Annotated in this window: 19 protein-coding genes; 9 read left to right on the top strand and 10 right to left on the bottom strand. The window is 63.7% G+C overall.

Translation table 11 applies throughout. The features are described 5' to 3' along the window. The first annotated feature begins 253 nt into the window (after positions 1-253). The 6 genes from EXN22_RS13290 (at position 254) to EXN22_RS13315 (ending at position 6625) form a co-directional block, all read left to right on the top strand. The gene (locus EXN22_RS13290) at positions 254-1852 is read left to right on the top strand and encodes a phosphopantetheine-binding protein (RefSeq protein ID WP_130264486.1); all 1599 of its coding nucleotides are present in this window, start codon (positions 254-256) and stop codon (positions 1850-1852) included. Further along, on the top strand, positions 1839-3416 hold the full coding sequence (locus tag EXN22_RS13295) for a class I adenylate-forming enzyme family protein (protein WP_130264487.1): 1578 nt from the start codon (positions 1839-1841) through the stop codon (positions 3414-3416). Before EXN22_RS13290 ends, EXN22_RS13295 begins: the two co-directional genes overlap by 14 nt. Before the next feature lie 44 nt (positions 3417-3460). After that, complete coding sequence (locus EXN22_RS13300; RefSeq protein ID WP_130264488.1) at positions 3461-4387, top strand: alpha/beta fold hydrolase; 927 nt, start codon at positions 3461-3463, stop codon at positions 4385-4387. A 12-nt stretch (positions 4388-4399) separates the two neighbouring features. Then, positions 4400-5083, top strand: a complete 684-nt coding sequence (rpe, locus tag EXN22_RS13305; RefSeq protein WP_130264489.1) for a ribulose-phosphate 3-epimerase — start codon at positions 4400-4402, stop codon at positions 5081-5083. A gap of 116 nt (positions 5084-5199) precedes the next feature. Continuing rightward, positions 5200-6204, top strand: a complete 1005-nt coding sequence (hemE, locus tag EXN22_RS13310; protein WP_407691971.1) for a uroporphyrinogen decarboxylase — start codon at positions 5200-5202, stop codon at positions 6202-6204. Beyond that, positions 6197-6625 carry a MarR family winged helix-turn-helix transcriptional regulator gene (locus EXN22_RS13315; protein WP_130264491.1) on the top strand — a complete coding sequence of 143 codons (429 nt, stop codon included), beginning with the start codon at positions 6197-6199 and terminating at the stop codon, positions 6623-6625. Before hemE ends, EXN22_RS13315 begins: the two co-directional genes overlap by 8 nt. Before the next feature lie 69 nt (positions 6626-6694). On the opposite strand, the gene mobA is transcribed toward EXN22_RS13315, so the two are convergent. The 3 genes from mobA to EXN22_RS13330 all read right to left on the bottom strand — a co-directional run bounded on the left by mobA (position 6695) and on the right by EXN22_RS13330 (position 11647). After that, positions 6695-7267, bottom strand: a complete 573-nt coding sequence (gene mobA, locus EXN22_RS13320; protein WP_130264492.1) for a molybdenum cofactor guanylyltransferase MobA — start codon at positions 7265-7267, stop codon at positions 6695-6697. 61 nt (positions 7268-7328) lie between these two features. Beyond that, positions 7329-10457 carry an efflux RND transporter permease subunit gene (locus EXN22_RS13325; protein WP_130264493.1) on the bottom strand — a complete coding sequence of 1043 codons (3129 nt, stop codon included), beginning with the start codon at positions 10455-10457 and terminating at the stop codon, positions 7329-7331. A gap of 11 nt (positions 10458-10468) precedes the next feature. Next, positions 10469-11647: an efflux RND transporter periplasmic adaptor subunit gene (locus EXN22_RS13330; protein ID WP_130264494.1), complete on the bottom strand. Its 1179-nt coding sequence runs from the start codon at positions 11645-11647 to the stop codon at positions 10469-10471. Positions 11648-11803: 156 nt separating this feature from the next. On the opposite strand from EXN22_RS13330, the gene EXN22_RS13335 reads away from it, so the two are divergent. After that, on the top strand, positions 11804-12505 hold the full coding sequence (locus EXN22_RS13335; protein WP_130264495.1) for a response regulator transcription factor: 702 nt from the start codon (positions 11804-11806) through the stop codon (positions 12503-12505). A gap of 6 nt (positions 12506-12511) precedes the next feature. Continuing rightward, complete coding sequence (locus EXN22_RS13340; RefSeq protein ID WP_130264496.1) at positions 12512-13810, top strand: ATP-binding protein; 1299 nt, start codon at positions 12512-12514, stop codon at positions 13808-13810. Positions 13811-13828: 18 nt separating this feature from the next. Here the strand turns inward: EXN22_RS13340 and paaE are convergent, their stop codons facing one another. The 6 genes from paaE to paaG all read right to left on the bottom strand — a co-directional run bounded on the left by paaE (position 13829) and on the right by paaG (position 18445). Continuing rightward, positions 13829-14905: a 1,2-phenylacetyl-CoA epoxidase subunit PaaE gene (gene paaE / locus EXN22_RS13345; protein WP_130264497.1), complete on the bottom strand. Its 1077-nt coding sequence runs from the start codon at positions 14903-14905 to the stop codon at positions 13829-13831. Between the two features lie 32 nt (positions 14906-14937). Next, positions 14938-15471, bottom strand: a complete 534-nt coding sequence (gene paaD / locus EXN22_RS13350; protein WP_130264498.1) for a 1,2-phenylacetyl-CoA epoxidase subunit PaaD — start codon at positions 15469-15471, stop codon at positions 14938-14940. Beyond that, complete coding sequence (gene paaC / locus EXN22_RS13355; RefSeq protein WP_130264499.1) at positions 15458-16213, bottom strand: 1,2-phenylacetyl-CoA epoxidase subunit PaaC; 756 nt, start codon at positions 16211-16213, stop codon at positions 15458-15460. Before paaC ends, paaD begins: the two co-directional genes overlap by 14 nt. Continuing rightward, positions 16213-16494 carry a 1,2-phenylacetyl-CoA epoxidase subunit PaaB gene (paaB, locus tag EXN22_RS13360; protein ID WP_130264500.1) on the bottom strand — a complete coding sequence of 94 codons (282 nt, stop codon included), beginning with the start codon at positions 16492-16494 and terminating at the stop codon, positions 16213-16215. The genes paaC and paaB overlap by 1 nt, the downstream gene beginning before the upstream one ends. A gap of 14 nt (positions 16495-16508) precedes the next feature. Then, positions 16509-17498 (bottom strand): 1,2-phenylacetyl-CoA epoxidase subunit PaaA, encoded by a 990-nt coding sequence (paaA, locus tag EXN22_RS13365; protein WP_130264501.1) that lies wholly within the window; start codon positions 17496-17498, stop codon positions 16509-16511. A gap of 155 nt (positions 17499-17653) precedes the next feature. After that, complete coding sequence (gene paaG, locus EXN22_RS13370; RefSeq protein WP_130264502.1) at positions 17654-18445, bottom strand: 2-(1,2-epoxy-1,2-dihydrophenyl)acetyl-CoA isomerase PaaG; 792 nt, start codon at positions 18443-18445, stop codon at positions 17654-17656. 142 nt (positions 18446-18587) lie between these two features. Between paaG and paaX the strand changes: the two genes are divergently transcribed. Further along, positions 18588-19508 carry a phenylacetic acid degradation operon negative regulatory protein PaaX gene (paaX, locus tag EXN22_RS13375; protein ID WP_130264503.1) on the top strand — a complete coding sequence of 307 codons (921 nt, stop codon included), beginning with the start codon at positions 18588-18590 and terminating at the stop codon, positions 19506-19508. 449 nt (positions 19509-19957) lie between these two features. On the opposite strand, the gene EXN22_RS13380 is transcribed toward paaX, so the two are convergent. Then, positions 19958-21046, bottom strand: a complete 1089-nt coding sequence (locus tag EXN22_RS13380; protein ID WP_130264504.1) for a GGDEF domain-containing protein — start codon at positions 21044-21046, stop codon at positions 19958-19960. Positions 21047-21071: the final 25 nt, after the last annotated feature.

Raw genomic sequence — 21071 nt, forward strand, 5'->3', positions numbered from 1 at the left:
AAATTCGGGCAAACCACGTGTCGCTGTGTCGCAGACCATACCCCGTGGAATTATCTTGACATCACGGTAAATGCGGCCGCAGAATTTCTCAAACTTTGCGCGCAAAGTTTTATGCCGGGACCTTCTCAAACCCGGCAGTGGTGCGCAACCAACCTTGACGCCATCCCGCTATACGCCCCTGTAACGGTGTTCTCCAACCGGGACGGGGTACGCGCGCAGCGGCGGCACACTATAAGAACGAAGGGAGCAACAGATGAAGCTTTCCAAGGAACTGGTCCTCCAGGCAAAAGCGACGTTCGGGACACCGACTTACCTCTACGATGAAGCCGTGCTACGCAGCAGTTTCAACGAATTGCGCGACGCATTGCCGGACTGCGTGGATATCTTCTATGCGCTGAAGGTCAACCCGAACCTGTCCCTGGTGAAACTGATCCGCTCTTATGGCGGCAATACCGAGGTCTGCTCGCTGGGCGAGCTGGAAATCGCCCTCAAGGCCGGGGTCGATGCCCAGGACATCATTTTCCTTGGCCCGTACAAAAAGCCCGAGGAACACCGGCGCGCCCTGGAAGTCGGGGTGTTTGCCATCGTCGTCGAATCCGAGACCGAGCTGCGCAAGCTGTCGGCACTGGCCGGCGAGCTCGGCTGCGTGGCCCCGGTGGCGATCCGCATCAACCCGAATTTCTCTGCCTCCGGCTCGCCGTGGAAGATGGGCGGTCGGCCGACCCATTTCGGTATCCAGGAAGACACCGCAGTGGCCAACTTCGGCGACTACGCGGCGCTGCCTAACCTGCAGATCAAGGGCATCCACGTTTATAACGGGACCAAGATCCTCGACGCGCAGTCGGTCTACGACAATGCCAAGTACATCCTCGGCCTGTACCGCAACCTGAGCCGGCGCTACAACCTGGACATGCGCATGGTCGACGTCGGCGGCGGCCTGGGCATCAAGTACTACGAGAACGAAAACGAACTCGACACCCGCCAGCTCAAACAATTGCTGGTGCCCCTGTTCGAGGCGTTCAACCAGCAGTTTCCGCAGACCCGCATCATTGTCGAGTCCGGGCGCTTCATTGCCGGCAAGTGCGGCGCCTTGCTGGTGACCGTCGACAACATCAAGGAAAACCACGGCAAGACCTTTGCCGTCACCGATGGCGGCACCAACTGCCACGGCGCCGCCGCTGGCAGCGGCCAGGTGCTCAAACGCAACTTTCGTATCGTGCATGCCACCGGCAGCACCGGCGCTGCGCTGCGCGAGTACCATATCTCCGGGCCGCTCTGCAGCCCCGATGACCTGTTGGCCCGTGACCTGCAGATCGAGACCCTGGCCGAAGGCGATATCCTTGCTGTCACCGCCTCGGGCGCCTATGGCCCATCGGCATCACCCACCCTGTTTCACAGCCACGGCCACCCGGCCGAAGTGATCGTCAGCAACGGTCAGTTGTTCCTCGCCCGCGCCCGGCAGACTGCCCTGGACATCCGCGACAGCCATGCCGACGTACCGCTGGCGGCCATGCTCGGCGGTGCGCCAGCGGTGGCTGAGCCGACGCCGATCGCCCAGGCCGCGACCCAGCGTCAGCTCAGCGAGATCCTGCGGGTGGTGCTCAAGCTGCCGGAAAGCACGGCGATCAACGCCGACTCGCACCTGCGCGATGACCTGGGGCTGGACTCGCTGACCTCCATGGAGCTGTTGGTCAACCTCGAAGACGATATCGAAGGCTTCTTCGTCAATCCCGACACCATCGTCCCTGGCCACTTCAATACCGTTGCGAGTCTGGCCGGCTACATCGACGCCCATCGTCTGCCGAGCGCGCCGCGTCGGGCGCGTCACGAGGTGCAGCATGAAGGCGTCTGACGTCCTTTTGCAGCAGGTCCTGGAGGGCCCCAACGGCCTGCACCCGGACAAAGCCGCGATCATCTATGCCGATGAAACCTACACCTATGCCCAGCTTGAAGATGCCAGCGGCCGTTTGGCCGCAGGCCTGCAGGTCAATGGCTTGCAGCGCCAGGAGCGGGTGGTGGTGTGCCTGGGCAACCGGGTCGAAACCGTCTGCGCGTTCTGGGGCGTGCTGCGGGCCGGCGGGGTGATGGTCAATGTCGGCCTGGAAACCCCGGCCGACAGCCTCGATTACATCATCCGTGATGCCGAAGCTTCGGTGCTGATCACCACCTCGGAAAAATTCGCCAGCCTGTCGTCCAGCACCGCCGAGCTGAGTTACCTCAAGGCCATCGTGCTGCTCGACGGTGAAGCCGACTCGGCAGTCACCCAGACCTTCGAAAGCCTGCTGGGGCAGGGCGCCGGCATTCCGCTGCCGTGCGGCAACCTTGACCTGGATCTGGCGGCGATCATCTACACCTCCGGTTCGACCGGGGCGCCCAAGGGCGTGATGCTCACCCACCGCAACATGCTGGCGGCGCTCAATTCCCTGCACACTTACCTGGGCTACCAGGCGAGCGACAACGTGCTGTGCTCGTTGCCGCTGTCGTTCGACTACGGCCTGTACCAGATGATCATGGCCCTGAGCGCGGGCGCGACCCTGGTGCTGGAAAAGGAATTCACCTGGCCGATCTTCCTGATCAAGAAGATTCGTCAGTATCAGGTCACGGTGATTCCGTTTGTGCCGACCATGCTCATGCTGCTGCACGAGTATGCGCACAAGCGCGAAGCCAGCTTCCCCCAGGTGCGCATGGTGACCAACACCGGCGCGGCCCTGAAGCCGACCCACATCGCGCAGATGAAGGGCCTGTTCCCCCAGGCGCAGATCTTTTCCATGTATGGCCTGACCGAATGCAAGCGCTGCACCTACTTGCCGCCCGAAGACATCGACGACAAGCCGGGCAGTGTCGGCATCGCCATTCCCAACACCGAGCTGTGGCTGGTGGACGACGAAGGGCGGCGTATCGACCAGCCGCACCAGGTCGGCCAACTGGTGATTCGCGGGGCCACGGTGATGGCCGGCTACTGGCGCAACCCCCAGGCCACCGCGCAGAAACTCAAGCCCGGCCCCTACCCGGGCGAGAGCGTGCTCTACACCGGTGACTACTGCAGCCTCGACCAGGACGGCTACCTGTACTTCCAGGGGCGCATGGACCATGTGATCAAGTCCCGGGGCATGAAAGTCAGCCCCAGCGAGGTCGAGAGCTTTCTCTATGCCATCGACGGTGTCGAGGCGGCGGCGGTGGTCGGAGTCGAACATGCATCGGTCGGCGAGGGGCTGTGGGCCTTCGTGACCTTGGGCCAAGGTGTGGGCCTGACGGCTGCGCAGTTGCTCGAACGTTGCCGGCACGGCCTGGAAGCGCACAAGGTGCCACTGTCTATCAGTGTCGAAGGCACCTTGCCGCGCACCGCCAATGGCAAGTTCGACCTGCAACAGCTGCAACAGACGGCGCGCAACGCACAACTGGCCGTGGCCGGTTGAGGGGTGCCTTCGATGGGTGAGTCAGTCATAGGGGATGTGTGCATATGAGCCTGGTCAACAGAGGGCGCGATCAATCGCTGGATGTCAATGGCAACCATGTTGCCCTGCGGATCTGGGGCAACGAGAACGGCCACCCGGTGCTCGCGGTGCATGGCTGGCTCGATAACGCCGCCTCGTTCGAGCGCATCGCGCCGCTGCTCGAGGACTGTTTCGTGGTCGCCCCGGACCTTGCCGGGCACGGGCGCTCCGAGCACCGTCGCGGTGACAGCGGCTATTACCTGTGGGAGCACGCCGATGATATGAACGCCCTGGTCGATTGCCTGGGCTGGAATCGTTTTTCCGTGCTTGGCCATTCCATGGGCAGCGGTGTAGCGTCGATCCTGGCGGCGCTGAACAAGTCGATCGACAGCATGGTGTTTGTCGACGGCATGGGAGCGCCGTTCACCATTGCCGAAGAAGATACTGTCGAGCACCTGAAAAAATCCCAGCGCCTGCTGCGCCTGGCTTTACGCACCCGCCTGCATGGCTTTTCGGCACCGCAGACAGCGCAGTTCGACAGCCTGGAAGCGGCCATCAACGAACGGCGCAACAGCCTTGACGGTACCCTGTGTGCCGAGGGGGCGCGATTGCTGGCCATGCGTGACCTGCTCAGCGTTGGCGACGGTTATCGCTGGCGCCACGACCCACGGCTGGTGCTGCCGGAGGCCATGCAACTGACCGAGCGCCAGGCCTGTGATTTTTTACGCCAGATCAGTTGCCCCTTGCACCTGATGCTCGGGCGCCAGGGGTTGTTTGCCGGTGCCCAGTTCGACAAAAGAAAACACGCCTTGCCCTGGGCTACCCAGGTGCACTGGCATGAGGGCGGCCACCATTTTCACCTGGAAGCGCCCAGCGCGGCGTTGATCGAGCAGATCAACGCGGCGCTGCTCCAGCGTGAGGCCGGGCCGCGACAACGATTAGTCAATGAGTAATGGAGTACACCCGTGAAAGAGTTCTGGATTGCACCGTCGATTCTGGCCGCCGATTTCGCCCGCCTTGGCGCTGAAGCCGAGCAGGTACTGGCCGCCGGTGCCGATGTCATCCATGTCGATGTGATGGACAACCACTATGTGCCCAACCTGACCATGGGCCCGCAGTTCTGCAAGGCCCTGCGCAACCATGGCATCACCGCGCCCATCGATGTGCACTTGATGGTCACTCCGGTGGACGGGATGATCCAGGCCTTTGCCGAGGCGGGTGCCGACTATATTTCGATCCACCCCGAAGCCACCCTGCACCTGGATCGCTCGCTGCAGTTGATCAAGGACCTGGGCTGCAAGGCGGGCCTGGTGTTCAACCCGGCCAGCACCCTGGATGCTGCACAGTACGTGCTCGACAAGCTCGACCTGATCCTGCTGATGTCGGTCAACCCGGGCTTTGGCGGGCAGAAGTTCATCCACTCGGTATTGCCCAAGATTGCTGCAGCGCGCAAGCTGATCGATGACAGTGGCCGGGCGATCCGCCTTGAGGTGGACGGTGGCGTCAACCTGGAGACCATCGGCCAGGTGGCCGCCGCAGGCGCCGATATGTTCGTCGCCGGAACAGCGATTTTTGCCCAGAGCGATTACCGCGCTACCATCGAGGCTTTGCGCCGCGAGATTGCCCAAGCTGTGCCCAACCGCCACTGATAGGCGGTCTTTCCAACGATTCTCGCGAATCCTGTACGAGTTACCTGTCCTTGCACACTACAACCTTCATCAAGGCCTTGCTGCGTCAGCCGACCGCGCACACGCCGGTCTGGCTCATGCGCCAGGCCGGGCGATACCTGCCTGAGTACCGTGAACTGCGGGCCCGGGCCGGGTCGTTGCTGAGCCTGGCGAGAAACCCCGATTACGCCACTGAAGCTACCTTGCAGCCCTTGCGCCGTTTCAACCTGGATGCGGCCATCGTATACTCCGACATCCTCAGCGTGCCCGATGCCATGGGCCTGGGCCTGTATTTTGGGCGCGGCGAGGTTCCGCGCTTTCGCCATCCGTTGCGCGACGAACAGGCCATCAAACGCTTGCGCGTGCCCGCGCCCCAAGCCCTGGAGTATCTGTACCAGACCGTGGCCCAGGCGCGTCGCGAACTGGACCCCAGGACCGCCTTGATCGGTTTTGCCGGCAGCCCCTGGACCCTGGCCTGCTACATGGTCGAAGGCGGGCCGCCAGGTGATTTTCAGCTGATCAAGAACATGCTCTACCGCCGCCCGGAGTTGCTGGCGCAGATTCTCCAGGTCACAAGCCTGGCGGTGGCGGCCAGCCTGAATGCGCAGATCGAGTCCGGTGCCCAGGCCCTGATGATCTTCGACACCTGGGGTGGCGCGCTGGCCGACGGCGCCTACCAGCGCTTTTCGCTGTTCTACATGCGTGAAGTGCTGGCACGCTTGCACAAGACCCATCAGGGCCAACGGGTGCCGTCGATCCTCTACACCAAGGGCGGTAGCCCCTGGCTTGCGCAGATGGCCGACAGCGGCGCCGACGCCCTGAGCCTGGACCCGACCTGTGACCTGGGCATGGCCCGGCAACTGGTCGGCCACAGCGTGGCCTTGCAAGGTAACCTTGACCCCAGCGTACTGCTCGGCGATACCGCCTGCATTCGCCGCGAAGTGCAGCGCACCTTGCAGGCCTTCGGCCCTGCGGCGCCGGGTTATGGTCATGTGTTCAACCTGGGCCACGGAATTTGCCCGGCAACTTCGCCAGAGGCCGTCACGACCCTGGTCGAGGCGGTGCATGAATTCAGTCGCGTGCGCGGAGGTGCCCATGCTTGATCCAACCTTTGATTTCGACCGGATGCTTTGTTTTTCGCTGTACTCCACCGCCAATGCCATGGTCCGCGACTATGCCGAACCACTGAAGGCGCGTGGGGTGACCTACCCGCAGCTGCTGGTGATGGCCGGGTTATGGGGCCAGGACGATGTTTCGATGAGTGCCCTGAGCGAGCTGACCCTGTTCGACCTCGGCACCCTGACACCGATCGTCAAGCGCCTGGCAGACAACGGCTTTCTCACCGTCTATCTCGACCCCAGCGACCGCCGCCGGCGCAACTTGTTGCTGACTGACAAGGGCCGCGAGCTCAAGGCACTGGCAGCTCAGGTGTTCGGTAACATGGCCTGCAAGATCGACCTGGGCGAGGGGGAGGTGGAGCAGGTGCTGGACGTGTGCCACCGGATCAGGTCGCGCTTGCGCTAGCTGGCAAATCGCGGGGCAAGCCCGCTCCAACAGGATCTGTGGGAGCGGGCTTGCCCCGCGATGAGTCCCTCAGGGTTGCAGCAAATCCGGAGTATTGAAATTGCTCAAACGCCGATCCCCCTCGGCACACTCCAGCGCCCGCACCGGGTGCTTGCGCAAGGTCCGTTGCACCCCTCTGTCGCCTTCTTCCCAGGCCTGCTGAAAGTCAGCGCGCAAGGCGCAGGGTATCAGGCTGAACATCGGCTGCCAGTAACCGCCCTGACGGATCATCGCCGGTTCCTGCCGGTCGTTGGCCAGGTTCATCAGCTCAAGGATCAGTGCCTGGTCGATCAACGGCGCATCGCAGGCCAGCACCAGCAGCCAGTCATGCCGCGCCACCGCAAGCCCCGCCAACACCCCGGCCAGCGGCCCGGGAAAGTCCGCTTCGGTATCACCCACCAGTTGGTCGGCATAGGGCCGGTAGCGCTCCTGGTTGCGGTTGCAGGAAATGATCAAATCGTCGCTTAGTGGGCGCACCACGGCGTGGATGTGGGCAACCAGCGGCTGGCCTTGCCAGTAGAGCAGGCCTTTGTCCTGGCCGCCCATGCGCTGGCCGCGACCGCCGGCGAGGATGAGGATGGAGCAGGGGGCGGCGGCGGGCATGGGCAGGGTTCCTGGCGGTATCAGCCGATCACCTTCCCATGCACGCCGCGGTCTGTCCAGATCAGCTGTCGCTGGCGACCGGAGCAGAGGCCTGGGCCTTGGCCTGGCGCTTGCCGGTCAGGCGCATCACGACGACGAAGAACACCGGCACGAACACCACCGCCAGGGTGGCGCTGAGCATGCCGCCAATAACCCCGGTGCCGATCGCTTGCTGGCTGGCCGAGCTGGCACCGCTGGCAATGGCCAGCGGTACCACGCCGAGGATGAACGCCAGCGAGGTCATGACGATCGGGCGCAAGCGCAAACGTGCGGCCTGCACGGTGGCATCGACCAGGTCATGGCCCTCATCGACCAGGCTTTTGGCGAACTCGATGATCAGGATGGCGTTCTTCGCCGACAGACCGATCAGGGTGATCAGGCCGACCTTGAAAAACACATCGTTGGGCATGCCGCGCAGGCTCACCGCAAGCACCGCGCCCAGCACGCCCAGTGGCACCACCAGCAGCACCGAGGTCGGGATCGACCAGCTCTCGTACAACGCCGCCAGGCAAAGGAACACCACCAGCAGCGACAGGCCCATGAGGATCGGTGCCTGGGCGCCGGACAGGCGCTCCTGCAGCGACAGACCGGTCCATTCCAGGCCCATCCCCAGTGGCAACTGGTCGACCAGGCGCTGGACCTCGTTCATCGCCTCACCGGAGCTGTAGCCCGGCGCCGGCTCGCCCGACACGGCAATGGCCGGGTAGCCGTTGTAGCGGGTCAGTTGCACGGGGCCGGTGATCCACTTGGCCTGGACGAACGCCGACAGGGGCACCATCTTGCCGCTGCTGTTGCGCACGTGGATCTTCAGCAGGTCGTCGACCTGGCTGCGCTGATCGCCTTCGGCCTGTACCACGACCCGTTGCATGCGCCCCTGGTTGGGGAAGTCGTTGACGTAGTTCGAGCCCACCGCGGTATTGAGCACATTGCCGATATCGGCAAACGACACGCCCAGGGCGTTGGCCTGTTTGCGATCGACTTCCAGCTGCACCTGCGGGCTTTCTGCCAGGGCGCTTTCACGCACGTTGACCAGCACCGGGCTCTTTTCGGCAGCGGCCAGCAACTGGTCACGCGCGGCCATCAGCCCGGCATGGCCCAGGCCGCCACGGTCCTGCAGGCGGAACTCGAAACCGCTGGAGGTGCCCAGGCCATCCACCGGCGGCGGCAGAATCGAATAGGCAATGGCGTCCTTGAGCTGGCTGAAGGCGGCGTTGGCGCGGTCGGCAATCGACTGGGCACTGTCATCGCTACCGCGCTCGGACCAGTCCTTGAGGGTGGTGAAGGCCAGGGCCGCGTTCTGGCCGTTGCCGGAGAAGCTGAAGCCAAGAATCAGCGTGCTGTTACCCACACCCGGTTCGCTGGCGTTATGCGCCTCGATCTGCGCTGCCACCTGTTCGGTGCGGGCGCGGCTGGCTCCCGGCGGTAGCTGGATATCGGTGATGGTGTAGCCCTGGTCTTCGGTGGGCAGGAACGAGGAGGGCAACTGGCTGAAGCCGTACACCAGCCCGGCCACCAGCACCAGGTAGACCAGCAAGTAACGACCGCTGCGCTTGAGCGCCTGGATCACCCAGCGCTGGTAGCCATTGGTCAGGCTTTCGAAGCGGCGGTTGAACCAGCCAAAGAAGCCGGTTTTTTCGTGGTGCGAGCCCTGGGCGATCGGCTTGAGCAAGGTCGCGCACAGGGCCGGGGTCAGGCTCAGGGCGAGGAACGCCGAGAACAGGATCGACACCGCCATCGACACCGAGAACTGCTGGTAGATCACCCCCACCGAGCCTTTCATGAAGGCCATCGGCAGGAACACCGCGACCAGCACCACGGTGATGCCGACGATCGCACCGCTGATCTGGCTCATGGCCTTTTTCGTCGCCTCGCGCGGCTCCAGGCCTTCCTCGCTCATGATCCGCTCGACGTTCTCGACCACGACGATGGCGTCATCGACCAGGATACCGATGGCCAGGACCATGCCGAACAGGGTCAGCACGTTGACCGAGAAACCCAGCGACAGCATCACTGCGAAGGTGCCCATCAGCGCCACCGGCACCACCAGGGTCGGGATCAGGGTGTAGCGGATGTTCTGCAAGAACAGGAACATCACCGCGAACACCAGGGCCATGGCTTCGAGCAGGGTGGTGATCACCTGCTGGATCGAGACCTTGACGAACGGCGAGGTGTCGTAGGGGATGTCGAACTTGGCGCCCGGCGGCAGGTAACGCGACAGCTCGTCGAGCTTGGCCTGGACCAGGGTCGCGGTCTCCATGGCATTGGCACCGGGCGACAGCTGGACGCTGAAGGCGCTGGTAGGCTTGCCGTTGAGGCGCGTGCCGTACTGGTATTCCTGGCTGCCGATCTCCACCCGGGCGACATCGCCTACGGTCACGGTGGAGCCATCGGGGTTGGCGCGCAGGACGATGTCCTGGAACTCCTGGACGGTGCTGAGCTGGCCCTTGATCACCACGTTGGCGGTGATTTCCTGGCTGCCGGCGCCCGGCAGATCGCCGATGCTGCCCGGCGCCACCTGAGCGTTCTGCGCAGCAATGGCGTCGTTGACGTCATCGGGGGTGAGGTTGAAGCCGATCAGCTTGGCCGGGTCGATCCAGATGCGCATGGCCCGTTCCGAGCCATACAGCTGCGCCTTGCCGACGCCCTTGAGGCGGCGGATCTCGTTCATCACGTTACGGGCGAGAAAATCGCTCAGGGTGACTTCGTCGAGGCTGCCGTCCATGGCGGTGAGGGTCACCATCAGCAGGAAGCCGGTGGAGACTTTCTCCACCTGCAGGCCTTGCTGGGTCACCGGGCGCGGCAGGCGCGACTCGACCACTTTCAGGCGGTTCTGCACATCGACCTGGGCCAGGTCCGGGTTGGTGCCCGGCTCGAAGGTGGCGGTGACGGTGGCGCTGCCCAGGCTGCTTTGCGAGCTGAAGTAGAGCAGGTTGTCGGCGCCGTTGAGCTCTTCTTCGATCAGGCTGACTACGCTGTCGTCGATGGTCTGCGCCGAGGCGCCCGGGTACACGGCGTAGATCTCCACCTGCGGCGGCGCTACGTCGGGGTACTGGGCCACCGGCAGTTGCGGGATGGCCAGGGCGCCGGCAAGCAGGATGAACAAGGCGACCACCCAGGCGAAGACCGGGCGGTCAATGAAAAACTGCGGCATGAATCAGGCCCTCACTGGCCGGTGGACTGAACGATGGGGAGGGCGCTCTTGCCCGCGTTGTCGACCTCTACCTGGTCGCCTGGGCTGATGTGCTGCAGGCCTTCGACCACCACCCGGTCGCCGGGGGCGAGGCCCTGGCTGACGATCCAGCGGTCGTTCTGCACGCTGCCCAGCACCACCGAGCGTTCGCTGACGCGCTGCTCGGCATCCACCAGCATGACCTTCGGGTTGCCGGCGCTGTCCCGCAGGATGGCGCGTTGCGGCACGCTGATGCCTTGCTGCTTGACCGCCTGCTCCAGGCGCACGCGGATGAAACTGCCCGGCAACAGGTCAAGGTCAGGGTTGGGGAACTCGCTGCGCAGGGTGATCTGCCCGGTACTGGGGTCAACGCTGATGTCCGAGAACAGCAGTTTGCCCGGCAGCGGGTAAGGCGTGCCGTCATCCTGGATCAGGGTGGCGCTGGCCTGGTCCTGGCCGACCTGTTGCAACTCGCCGGCACGCAAGGCGCGGCGCAGGGCATTGAGCTCGCGGGTCGACTGGGTGACGTCGGCGTGGATCGGGTCGAGCTGCTGGATGGTTGCCAGCGGCGTGCTTTCGTTCTGCCCCACCAGGGCGCCTTCGGTGACCAGGGCGCGGCCGATGCGCCCGGAAATCGGCGCGGTGACGGTGGCGTAACCGAGGTTGAGCTTGGCGCGCTCGAGCGCAGCCTTGGCTGCGGCTACATCGGCGTCAGCCTGCATAAAGGCGGCACGGGCGTTGTCATGTTCCTGGCGGCTGATCGCATTGATGCCGATCAACTCGTGGTAGCGCTGGTCTTGCAGACGGGCCTGGAACAGCGTGGCTTCGGCGCGGGCAAGGCTTGCGCGGGCACTGTCATAGTCGGCCTGGAAGGGCGCGGGGTCGATGCGAAACAGCACATCCCCCTGTTTGACGTCGCTGCCTTCACGGTACACCCGCTTGAGCACCACGCCTGCGACCCTGGCGCGTACTTCGGCGGTGCGCGGGGCGAGGATGCGGCCATTGAGCTCGGTGGTGATCGCCAGCGGCTGCACGCGCACGGTTTCGACCCGCACAGCGCTGGGTGGCGCCTTCTCTTCGGCCGGCGATTTGTCGTCGCAGGCACTCAGGGCAACGGTGATCAGAAACAGCGGCAGCAGGGCGCGCAGACGGACGGGACTTGAACTGGACATGCGGATCTTCCGAAAATGACCCGGCAATGCTAAGGCAGGCGACCGACGGGCAACAGTTAAGCTGTGTAGGCCATGTGTAAAAAAGTGTGAAGCTTTTCCCAGCCAATGCGTGAGCTCTTATATCCTGCCTGACTTTCCCAGCCTGTCAAACTGCCCATGCCCAACATTCTCCTGGTCGAAGACGACTGCGCTCTGTCCGAACTGATCGCAAGCTATCTGCAGCGCAATGACTTCTGCGTCAGCGTGATTGCCCGTGGCGATCACGTGATGGCCGAAGCCCGGCGCAGCAAGCCGGACCTGGTGATCCTCGACCTGATGCTGCCGGGCCTCGATGGCTTGCAGGTGTGCCGCTTGTTGCGTGCCGAATCCCAGGCCCTGCCGATCCTGATGCTGACCGCCCGCGACGACAGCCACGACCAGGTGCTGGGCCTGGAGATGGGCGCCGACGACTACGTGACCAAACCCTGTGAACCACGGGTGTTGCTGGCCCGGGTGCGGACCTTGCTGCGCCGCAGTTGCATCAACGAGCCGCGCCTTGACAGCGAGCTGATCGTGGTCGGCGGCCTGCGCATCGATCTGGCCGAGCGCAATGTGTTCTGGCGTGAACAACCGGTGGAGCTGTCCAGCGGCGAGTTCAACCTGCTGGTGGTGCTGGCGCGCAACGCCGGGGTGGTGCTCAGCCGCGACCGGATCCTGCAGCAACTGCGCGGCATCGAGTTCAACGGCACCGACCGCTCGGTGGATGTGGCCATCTCCAAGTTGCGGCGCAAGTTCGACGACAGCGCAGGCGAGGCGCGCAAGATCAAGACCGTGTGGGGCAAGGGTTACCTGTTCAGCCGGGTCGAGTGGGAGTTCTAGCGGCTCATGCTGAAGATCCTCATCCGTTTGTACCTGATCACCATCGTCGCCTACGCCGGGGCGATCTTCCTGATCCCCGATGCCATTGTCGCAGCGTTCCACCAGCGCTTTGTCGCCTACAACCTGGACCAGGCGCGAGGCGTGCAACGGCTGATCGTCAAGCAGTTCGAGGCGCTGGCGCCCAGCGAATGGCCGGCCAAGGCCCAGGAGCTGGCGGCGGAGTTTGCCCCGCTGCACATCGAGTTGCGCCGCCAGGACCAGATCGGCCTGAGTTATGAAGAACGTGATCGCCTCAAGGCAGGCCTGAACGTGGTGCGCCTGGGCGACTGGGGCTACTACGAAACTGCATTGGCGCCGCTGGACGACACCTGGCTGGTGGCGCTGACCACCCCGCCTGACCCGATGGACATCAGCCTGCTGTCCTGGGGCGTGACGGTATTGATTGGTGCGGCCTTGCTCGGCTGCCTGCTGTTCTGGGTCTGGCCGCACTGGCGAGATCTTGAGCGGCTCAAGGAAACCGCCCGGCGCCTGGGCCAGGGGCAATTGTCGGAGCGCACGCAGATACCGCTGCGTTCGAACATCGGCGAGTTGGCCCAGGTCTTCGATACCATGGCTCAGGACGTCGAGCGCCTGCTGACCCAGCAGCGCGAACTGCTCAATGCCGTGTCCCACGAGTTGCGCACGCCGCTGACGCGCCTGGATTTTGGCCTGGTGCTGCTGTTCGACGAAGTGCCGCCAGACTGCCGCAAGCGCTTGCTGCAGTTGGTTGGCCATGTACGCGAGCTGGACGAACTGGTGCTTGAACTGCTGTCCTACAGCCGCCTGCAGAATGCCGATCAGGCCCGCGAGCGGGTCGAGGTGTCATTGCTGGAACTGGTCGACAGCATCCTTGGCAGCTTTGCCGAGGAGCTCGATGGCCGCGGTATTGAATGGCAGGTGCGCGCCGACGAGCACCTGCCGCGCTTTATCCTCGACCCCCGGCTGACCGCCCGGGCCTTGCAGAACCTGGTGCGCAATGCCATGCGCTACTGCGACGGGCAGATCCTCCTGCGCCTGAGCCTGGACCCCCAGGGCCACTGCCTGCTCACCGTGGAAGACGACGGCATCGGCATTCCCCACGATCAGCGCGAACTGATCTTCCAGCCGTTCTACCGCCTGGACCGCAGCCGTGACCGCACCACGGGTGGCTTCGGCCTGGGCCTTGCGATCAGCCGCCGGGCCATCGAAGGCCAGGGCGGCACCCTGACGGTGGGGCAGTCGGCGCTGGGCGGGGCGCAGTTCAAGATCAGGTTGCCGCGGGGCTGATGGCAGGAGGCGCTGCCTTTACAACTGGTCGAAGTCCAGCACCACCTTGGCGCTCAGCGGATAGCTCTGGCACGACAGCACGTAGCCGGCAGCCACTTCGTAGTCTTCCAGTGCATGGTTGCTGTCCATTTCCACTTCGCCCTCGATGACCTTGCACTTGCAGGTCGAACACACCCCGGCCTTGCACGAGTAGGGCAATTCGGCGCCGATGGCGTTGCCGGCGTCCAGCACGCTCAGGGTGTTGCGCGGCAGGTCGAACGCCAGGGCCCGGCCATCGCTGATCACGGTGATCTGGCTGCTTTGCAGGTCCTGGTCCCGGGCGGCTTCACGTTGCTCGCGGCGCTGCTGATTGCCGGCGGCGGCAAACAGCTCGAAATGGATGCGCTCAGGGGCAAGGCCATTGGCCTTGAGGCTGTCGCGGACCATTTCCGTCATGCTCTGCGGCCCGCAGATAAACGCGGCATCCAGGCGCGGCGCGTCTACCCAGCGGCTGAACAGCAGCTGGCATTTGTCGCCATCGATGCGCCCGTTGTACAGGTCGATGTCCTGTTGTTCACGGCTGAACACAAAAATCAGGTTGAGGCGCTGCAGGTAGCGGTTCTTCAGGTCTTCAAGCTGTTCGCGAAACAGCGCCGAGGTGCTGGCGCGGTTGCCGTAGAGCAGAGTGAAGCGGCTGTGCGGTTCGTGCTCCAGGGTGGTCTTGATGATCGACAGGATCGGCGTGATACCACTGCCGGCGGCCACCGCCAGGTAGTTGCCGTGGCGTGTCGGGTCGAGCGGGACATTGAAACGGCCAGCCGGCGGCATGACCTCGAGCCGGTCACCGGCCGCCAGTACATCGTTGGCAAACGCCGAGAAACGGCCACCGGCAACGCGCTTGACCGCCACCCGCAACTCGCCATCGTCTACCCCGGTGCAGATCGAGTAAGAGCGGCGTACTTCTTCATCGTCCAGGTGCGTGCGCATCACCAGGTACTGGCCCTGGACAAAGCGAAACTGCTCGCGCAGGTCAACCGGCACCTCGAACAGGATCGAGACGGCGTCACGGGTTTCAGGGCGGACTTGCTTGACGGTCAGGCTATGGAACTGGCTCATGGTCACTCTCGATCAGGCGCGGCAAAGGGCGCTCAGATGCATTTGAAATAGTCGAAGGGTTCACGGCAGTCGCAGCAGCGGTACAGCGCCTTGCAGGCGGTGGAACCGAACTGGCTGAGCATCTCGGTGTGGCTGCTGGCGCATTGCGGGCAGCACACCTGCGGGCTTTCGCCGAGCAGGCTGCGCTTGCTGGCGCTGCCTTGCGGTGCGGCGATGCCATAGGCCTGCAGGCGTTGGCGGCCGCTGGCGCTGATCCAGTCGGTGGTCCAGGCCGGATGCAACTGACGCTTGAGCCGCGGGCTGACAAAGCCTGCGTCTTCCAGGGCCTGGCGGATGTCCTGCTCGATCACCTCGGTGGCCGGGCAGCCGGAGTAGGTGGGGGTGAGCACCACCTGCAGGTGGCCGGCGTGCCAGTTCAGGTCGCGGACGATCCCCAGCTCCACCACGCTGAGCACCGGCACTTCCGGGTCCATCACTTGGGCCAGGACGTTCCAGGCCTGGCCCAGGTCATCGCTGCGCAGATCCCGGGCGCCGCCATCGCTGACAATCAGCTCACCACGTGGCATCGGGGTAGGCTCGCGGCAGGAACTGCATTTCGGCCAGCAGCAGGCCCAGGTGTTCGCTGTGCACACCGCGGCGGCTGTCCAGGTAGAACGGGCTGGCCGCTGGCGGCAAGGGCAGGGTGGCGCTGGCGAAGGTGGCGGCGACCTGTTGCTGCCAGGCTGCGGCGATGGCCTGTGGGTCGCCGATGATGCCGGCCTCGAACAAGCCTTGCTCGAGGGCGTCGCTGTCGAGCAGTTCGACGGTGAAGCGCCACACCTGAGGGATGGCGGCAAGCATGCGTTGGTGGCTTTCTTCGGTGCCATCGCCCAGGCGCTCGATCCACTCGCTGGAGCGGCGCAGGTGGTAGGTGACTTCTTTCAACGCCTTGGCGGCAATGCCCTGGACACGCGGATCAGGCGACTGGCTCAGGTGCTCCAGTACCTGGAAATGCCAGGCGTCGTAGAGAAACTGCTTGAGCATGGTCACGGCGAAATCGCCATTGGGTTGCTCGACCAGCAGCAGATTGCGGTAGTCGCGCTGGTCGCGGCGAAACACCAGGTGATCGGCGTCGCGGCCGTCATCGGCAAGCTCGGCGGCATACTCCAGCCAGTTGCGGGCCTGGCCGACCAGGTCAAGGCCGACGTTCATCAGTGCCAGTTCTTCTTCCAGCGCCGGCGCATGGCCACACCATTCGCACAGACGCTGGCCCTGGACCATGGCGCTGTCGCCCAGGCGCAGGAGGAAGGGTATCAGTGGCTGGTGCATTACATATGCCCCACTTCTGGTGGCAGCTCATAGAAGCTGGCGTGGCGGTAGACTTTGTCGTGGGACGGGTCGAACAGCGGCTCTTTCTCGTCCGGGGACGAGGCGATGATCAACGCCGAGGGCACGACCCAGAGGCTGACCCCTTCGTTGCGCCGGGTGTACAGCTCGCGGGCGTTCTCGATCGCCATGGTCGCGTCGGCGGCGTGAACGCTGCCGACATGCTTGTGGTTCAGGCCGTGCTTGCTGCGCACGAACACTTCGTAAAGGGTCCATTCGGACATGACGGGTTCTCCGGTCAGGCGACGTTCTTGTGGTGTTTTTTGCGCGCGTGGGCAACGGCGGCGGCGCGCACCCAGGCACCGTCCTCGATGGCCTGGCGGCGGGTGGCAACGCGTTCCTGGTTGCACGGGCCGTTGCCCTTGAGCACCTGGTAGAACTCCTCCCACTGGATTTCGCCGAAGTCGTAATGGCCGCGCTCGGCGTTCCATCGCAAGGCCGGGTCCGGGACGCTGCAGCCGAGCACCTGGAGTTGCGGGATGGTCTGGTCGATGAAGCGCTGGCGCAGTTCGTCGTTGCTCTGGCGCTTGATTTTCCAGGCCATGGACTGGGCACTGTTGGGCGAGTGTTCATCGCTTGGGCCGAACATCATCAAGGATGGCCACCACAGACGGTTGATGGCGTCCTGGACCATGTCCTTCTGCACCTGAGTGCCGTGGCGCATCATGGTCAGGAGCATTTCGTAGCCCTGGCGCTGGTGGAAGCTCTCTTCCTTGCAGATGCGGATCATCGCCCGCGAGTAGGGGCCGTAGCTGGTGCGCTGCAGCACCACCTGGTTGACGATCGCCGCGCCGTCCACCAGCCAGCCCACCGCACCGACGTCGGCCCAGGTCAGGGTCGGGTAGTTGAAGATGCTCGAGTACTTGGCCTTGCCGCTGTGCAGCTTGGCGATTTCGCTGTCGCGGTCGGCGCCCAGGGTTTCCATGGCGCTGTACAGGTACAGACCGTGGCCGGCTTCGTCCTGGATCTTGGCCATCAGTTGCAGCTTGCGCTTGAGGGTCGGGGCGCGGGTGACCCAGTTGCCCTCGGGCAGCATGCCGACGATTTCCGAGTGTGCGTGTTGCGAGATCTGCCGGATCAGGGTCTGGCGGTAGGCGTCGGGCATCCAGTTCTTGGCTTCGATCTTGATCTCGGCGTCGATGCGCTGCTGGAAGTCGCGCTCCTGCGCAGACATCTCATCTTCGGTCTTCAGGCGCTTGACGCCGGTTTCAACCAGTTGTGCGTACATGGGGTTCTCCAGCCTTTTATGAAGGGGGCTTTGAGGCTGGAGATATTTATATGCGATACATCAATAAATATCAAATACAGAAACGTGTATCGTATCGTCGGAGGGTAGGAGCGCGCTTGCCCCGCGACAGCGTCACTGCGCTCCTCAACGGTGCTTCAGCGCCCCTTGAACTGGGCACTGCGCTTGGCCATGAAGGCGCTGATCCCCTCACGGTAATCCTCACTGCGTCCGGCCTGGCGTTGCAGGTCGAGCTCAAGGCTCAGTTGCTCCTCGAAGCTGTTGTCCAGGCTGGCGTGCAGGCTGCGCTTGATCAGGCCCAGGCCGTAGGTGGGCTGGCTGGCCAGGTGGCGGGCCAGGAGCATGGCCTGGTCATGCAATTCGTTGTCTTCGACACAGCGATAGATCAACCCCCACTGTTCGGCTTGCTCGGCGCTCAGGCGCTCACCCAGCAGGGCCAGGGCCTTGGCCCGGGCCATGCCGACCAGGCGCGGCAGGGCATAGGTGCCACCGGAGTCGGGGATCAGGCCGATCTTGCAAAAGGCCTGGATGAAGTTTGCCGAACGTGCGGCCAGGACCAGGTCGCAGGCCAGCGCGATATTGGCGCCAGCCCCGGCGGCAACGCCGTTGACCGCGCAGATGACCGGGATCGGCAGGTCGCGCAGGCTGCGCACCAGCGGGTTGTAGTAGCGCTCGATGGCCAGGCCCAGGTCAGGTGCCTCGGCGCCGGGTACCACGCTGCTGTCGGCCAGGTCCTGGCCGGCACAGAAGCCACGACCTTCGGCGCGCAGCAGCAACACCCGCACGCTGTCATCCTGGCGTACCAGGCCCAGCGCCTGCTGGACTTCTTCGTGCATGGGGCCGGTGAAGCTGTTCAGTTGCTCGGGACGGTTGAGGCTGAGCTGGGCGATGCCGGCGTCGATGGAAAACAGGATGTGCTGGTAGTGCATGGCGTGTGCCTTTGGCTGCAGGTGAGTGATAGGTATAACGTGATACGCAAATATAACTACAAAGTTGGTAATGCGTGTCTTAAATTTTTCTCCACTCACCTGAGCCACCGGGGTATATTTCAACTTTTTCGATGGACCGCCTATGTCGTCGCTGACACCGCTCAACCACCTGATCAGCCGTTTTCAGCAGCAGACACCCATCCGCGCCAGCTCGTTGATCATCACCCTGTATGGCGATGCCATCGAACCCCATGGCGGCACGGTGTGGCTGGGCAGCCTGATTCAGTTGCTCGAACCCATGGGGATCAACGAGCGGTTGATCCGTACTTCGATCTTTCGCCTGACCAAGGAAAACTGGCTGACCGCGGAAAAGGTCGGCCGGCGCAGCTACTACAGCCTGACCGGGACCGGCCGGCGACGCTTCGACAAGGCCTTCAAACGTGTCTACAGTGCCAACCTGCCGGCCTGGGACGGTTCCTGGTGCCTGGCCATGTTGAGCCAGCTGAGCGCCGACAAGCGCAAACAGGTTCGCGAAGAGCTCGAATGGCAGGGGTTTGCCGCATTGGCACCGACGCTACTGGCCTCGCCACGCTTTGACCGTGGCGACGTCAATGCCACCTTGTTGGAGCTGGGGGCCCAGGACGACACCATCGTCTTCCAGACCACCGCCGAAGAGGTCCTGGCCTCGCAGGCATTGCGCCTGCAAGTGCGCGAAAGCTGGAACCTGGAGGTGCTGGCGGCCCAGTACAGCGAGTTCATCCAGCTGTTCCGTCCGCTCTGGCAGAGCCTGCGCGAGCAGCCTGAGCTCGATCCCCAGGCCTGTTTTCTGGCCCGTATCCTGTTGATTCACGAGTACCGCAAGCTGTTGCTGCGCGACCCGCAACTGCCTGATGAACTGCTGCCGGGGGATTGGGAAGGGCGCGCGGCCCGGCAACTGTGCCGCAACCTCTATCGGTTGATCGTCACCGCGGCCGAGCAATGGCTGGAAAGCGCCATGGAAACGGCCGATGGGCCACTGCCGGATGCCGCAGAAAGCTTCCACAAGCGCTTTGGCGGCCTGTAGGAGCGGGCTTGCCCCGCGATGAGCATAGGTATCTACACATCTCTAGCGAGTCAGCCTATTGGCTCGTGATAGGCGTGCTTATCCAGTTGATGTGGCGACGCTGCCGACCCCTTCCGCCCTTACGGCGGCTCACTTTTTTCTTGGAAAAAGTGAGCAAAACCGCTCGCTCAATCATCCGGCCCTGCGCTGCGCTCCGGGTTCCCTCCTTACGCACCGACTCCAGGGGCCGCACCGAAGGGACATCCATGTCCCTCGGTGCTTTGCGGCCCATCCATGGGCCTGCACCCCCTCCATCGGCGCTCCACTCGGCCTCCTGAAATCGCGAAAAATCAAAAGCCAGATCAACAGCACAATTCGCTTCGCTCTTGCTGGGTGAGGTCGCACACCACATTTGTGTCCACCATGTGTCCGGTTTGTACCCGGGGCAAGCCCGCTCCCACAGTGACCTCCTACAGGGGCTGGGCTGCGCGCCACAGCACATAGCGATCCTTGCCACTGCGCTTGGCTTCGTACAAGGCTTCATCGGCTTTGACCAGCGCGTGGTTCAGGCTGTCTTGGCGCTGGATTTGCGCAAGGCCAATGCTGACGGTCACCGGGTGCTCGGCCGTGTCTTCGCGCACCCGCCGACACAGGGTGTCGATGCGTTGGGTGATGTCGGCCTCGTCCAGGCCCCACAGATAGACCACAAACTCTTCGCCACCCAGCCGTGCGTACTCGAACTCGGCCATTGACGCCTTGATGTTGCCGGCGATGCGCTTGAGCACTACATCGCCGATGTCGTGGCCGAACTGGTCGTTGACCTTCTTGAAGTTGTCGATGTCGATCATCGCCAGGTAGCGTGCGCCAGGCGGGTCGTCCTGCAGGTGCTTTTGCGCCGTGGCCATGAACGCGCGGCGGTTGGGGATGTCGGTCAGGGCATCGACATAGGCCTGCTCGAGCAGCAGCTTGGCCATGTAGAAGTTGTGCAGCTTGGCCTGGCGCATCTTCAGGTAGGTGTACAGGGTCAGGCCGTTGAGAAACACCGCATAGCACAGGAACAGGCTGCCGCGCAGTTCGAACAGGTGCACGTCCGGCACCTGGTAAGGGTTAAGGTTGATCCAGATAATCAGCATCGTGGCAAAGAACGACCAGCGCCGTACCGGCAATACCGACACGCTGTAGAGCACGCTGGAAGCGCCGAGCACCATCCAGGCCGGGCGCAGCCCTTGCGGCAGGCCGTCGATCACCAGGCGCACGGCCAGGGTGATCACGGCGATGAAGATCAGGTTGAGCACATCGAAATGGGCGGCTTTTCGCACAAAGCCCAGGACGATGGTGAGCATGCCCATCACTGCAATGAACAGTGCCGACAGGTAAGTGAAGCCCTGGTTGCCCTGAAAACTGACGATCAGGTCGAAGAGAACCCAGATCCCAAGACTAGCCGCGAACACCAGTATGCAAAACGACTTGAGGTGCTCGAAGTCGTGCTGGCGGAACTCCTGGCGCAGTTCAGGCGGTGCGATATGCCGACGCACCTGCTGTTCGATGGTTTTGTACATGGCACCCCTGCTTGCTCGATACGAC

It is taken from the genome of Pseudomonas tructae, assembly GCF_004214895.1.
GTDB classification, from domain to species: Bacteria; Pseudomonadota; Gammaproteobacteria; order Pseudomonadales; family Pseudomonadaceae; genus Aquipseudomonas; species Aquipseudomonas tructae.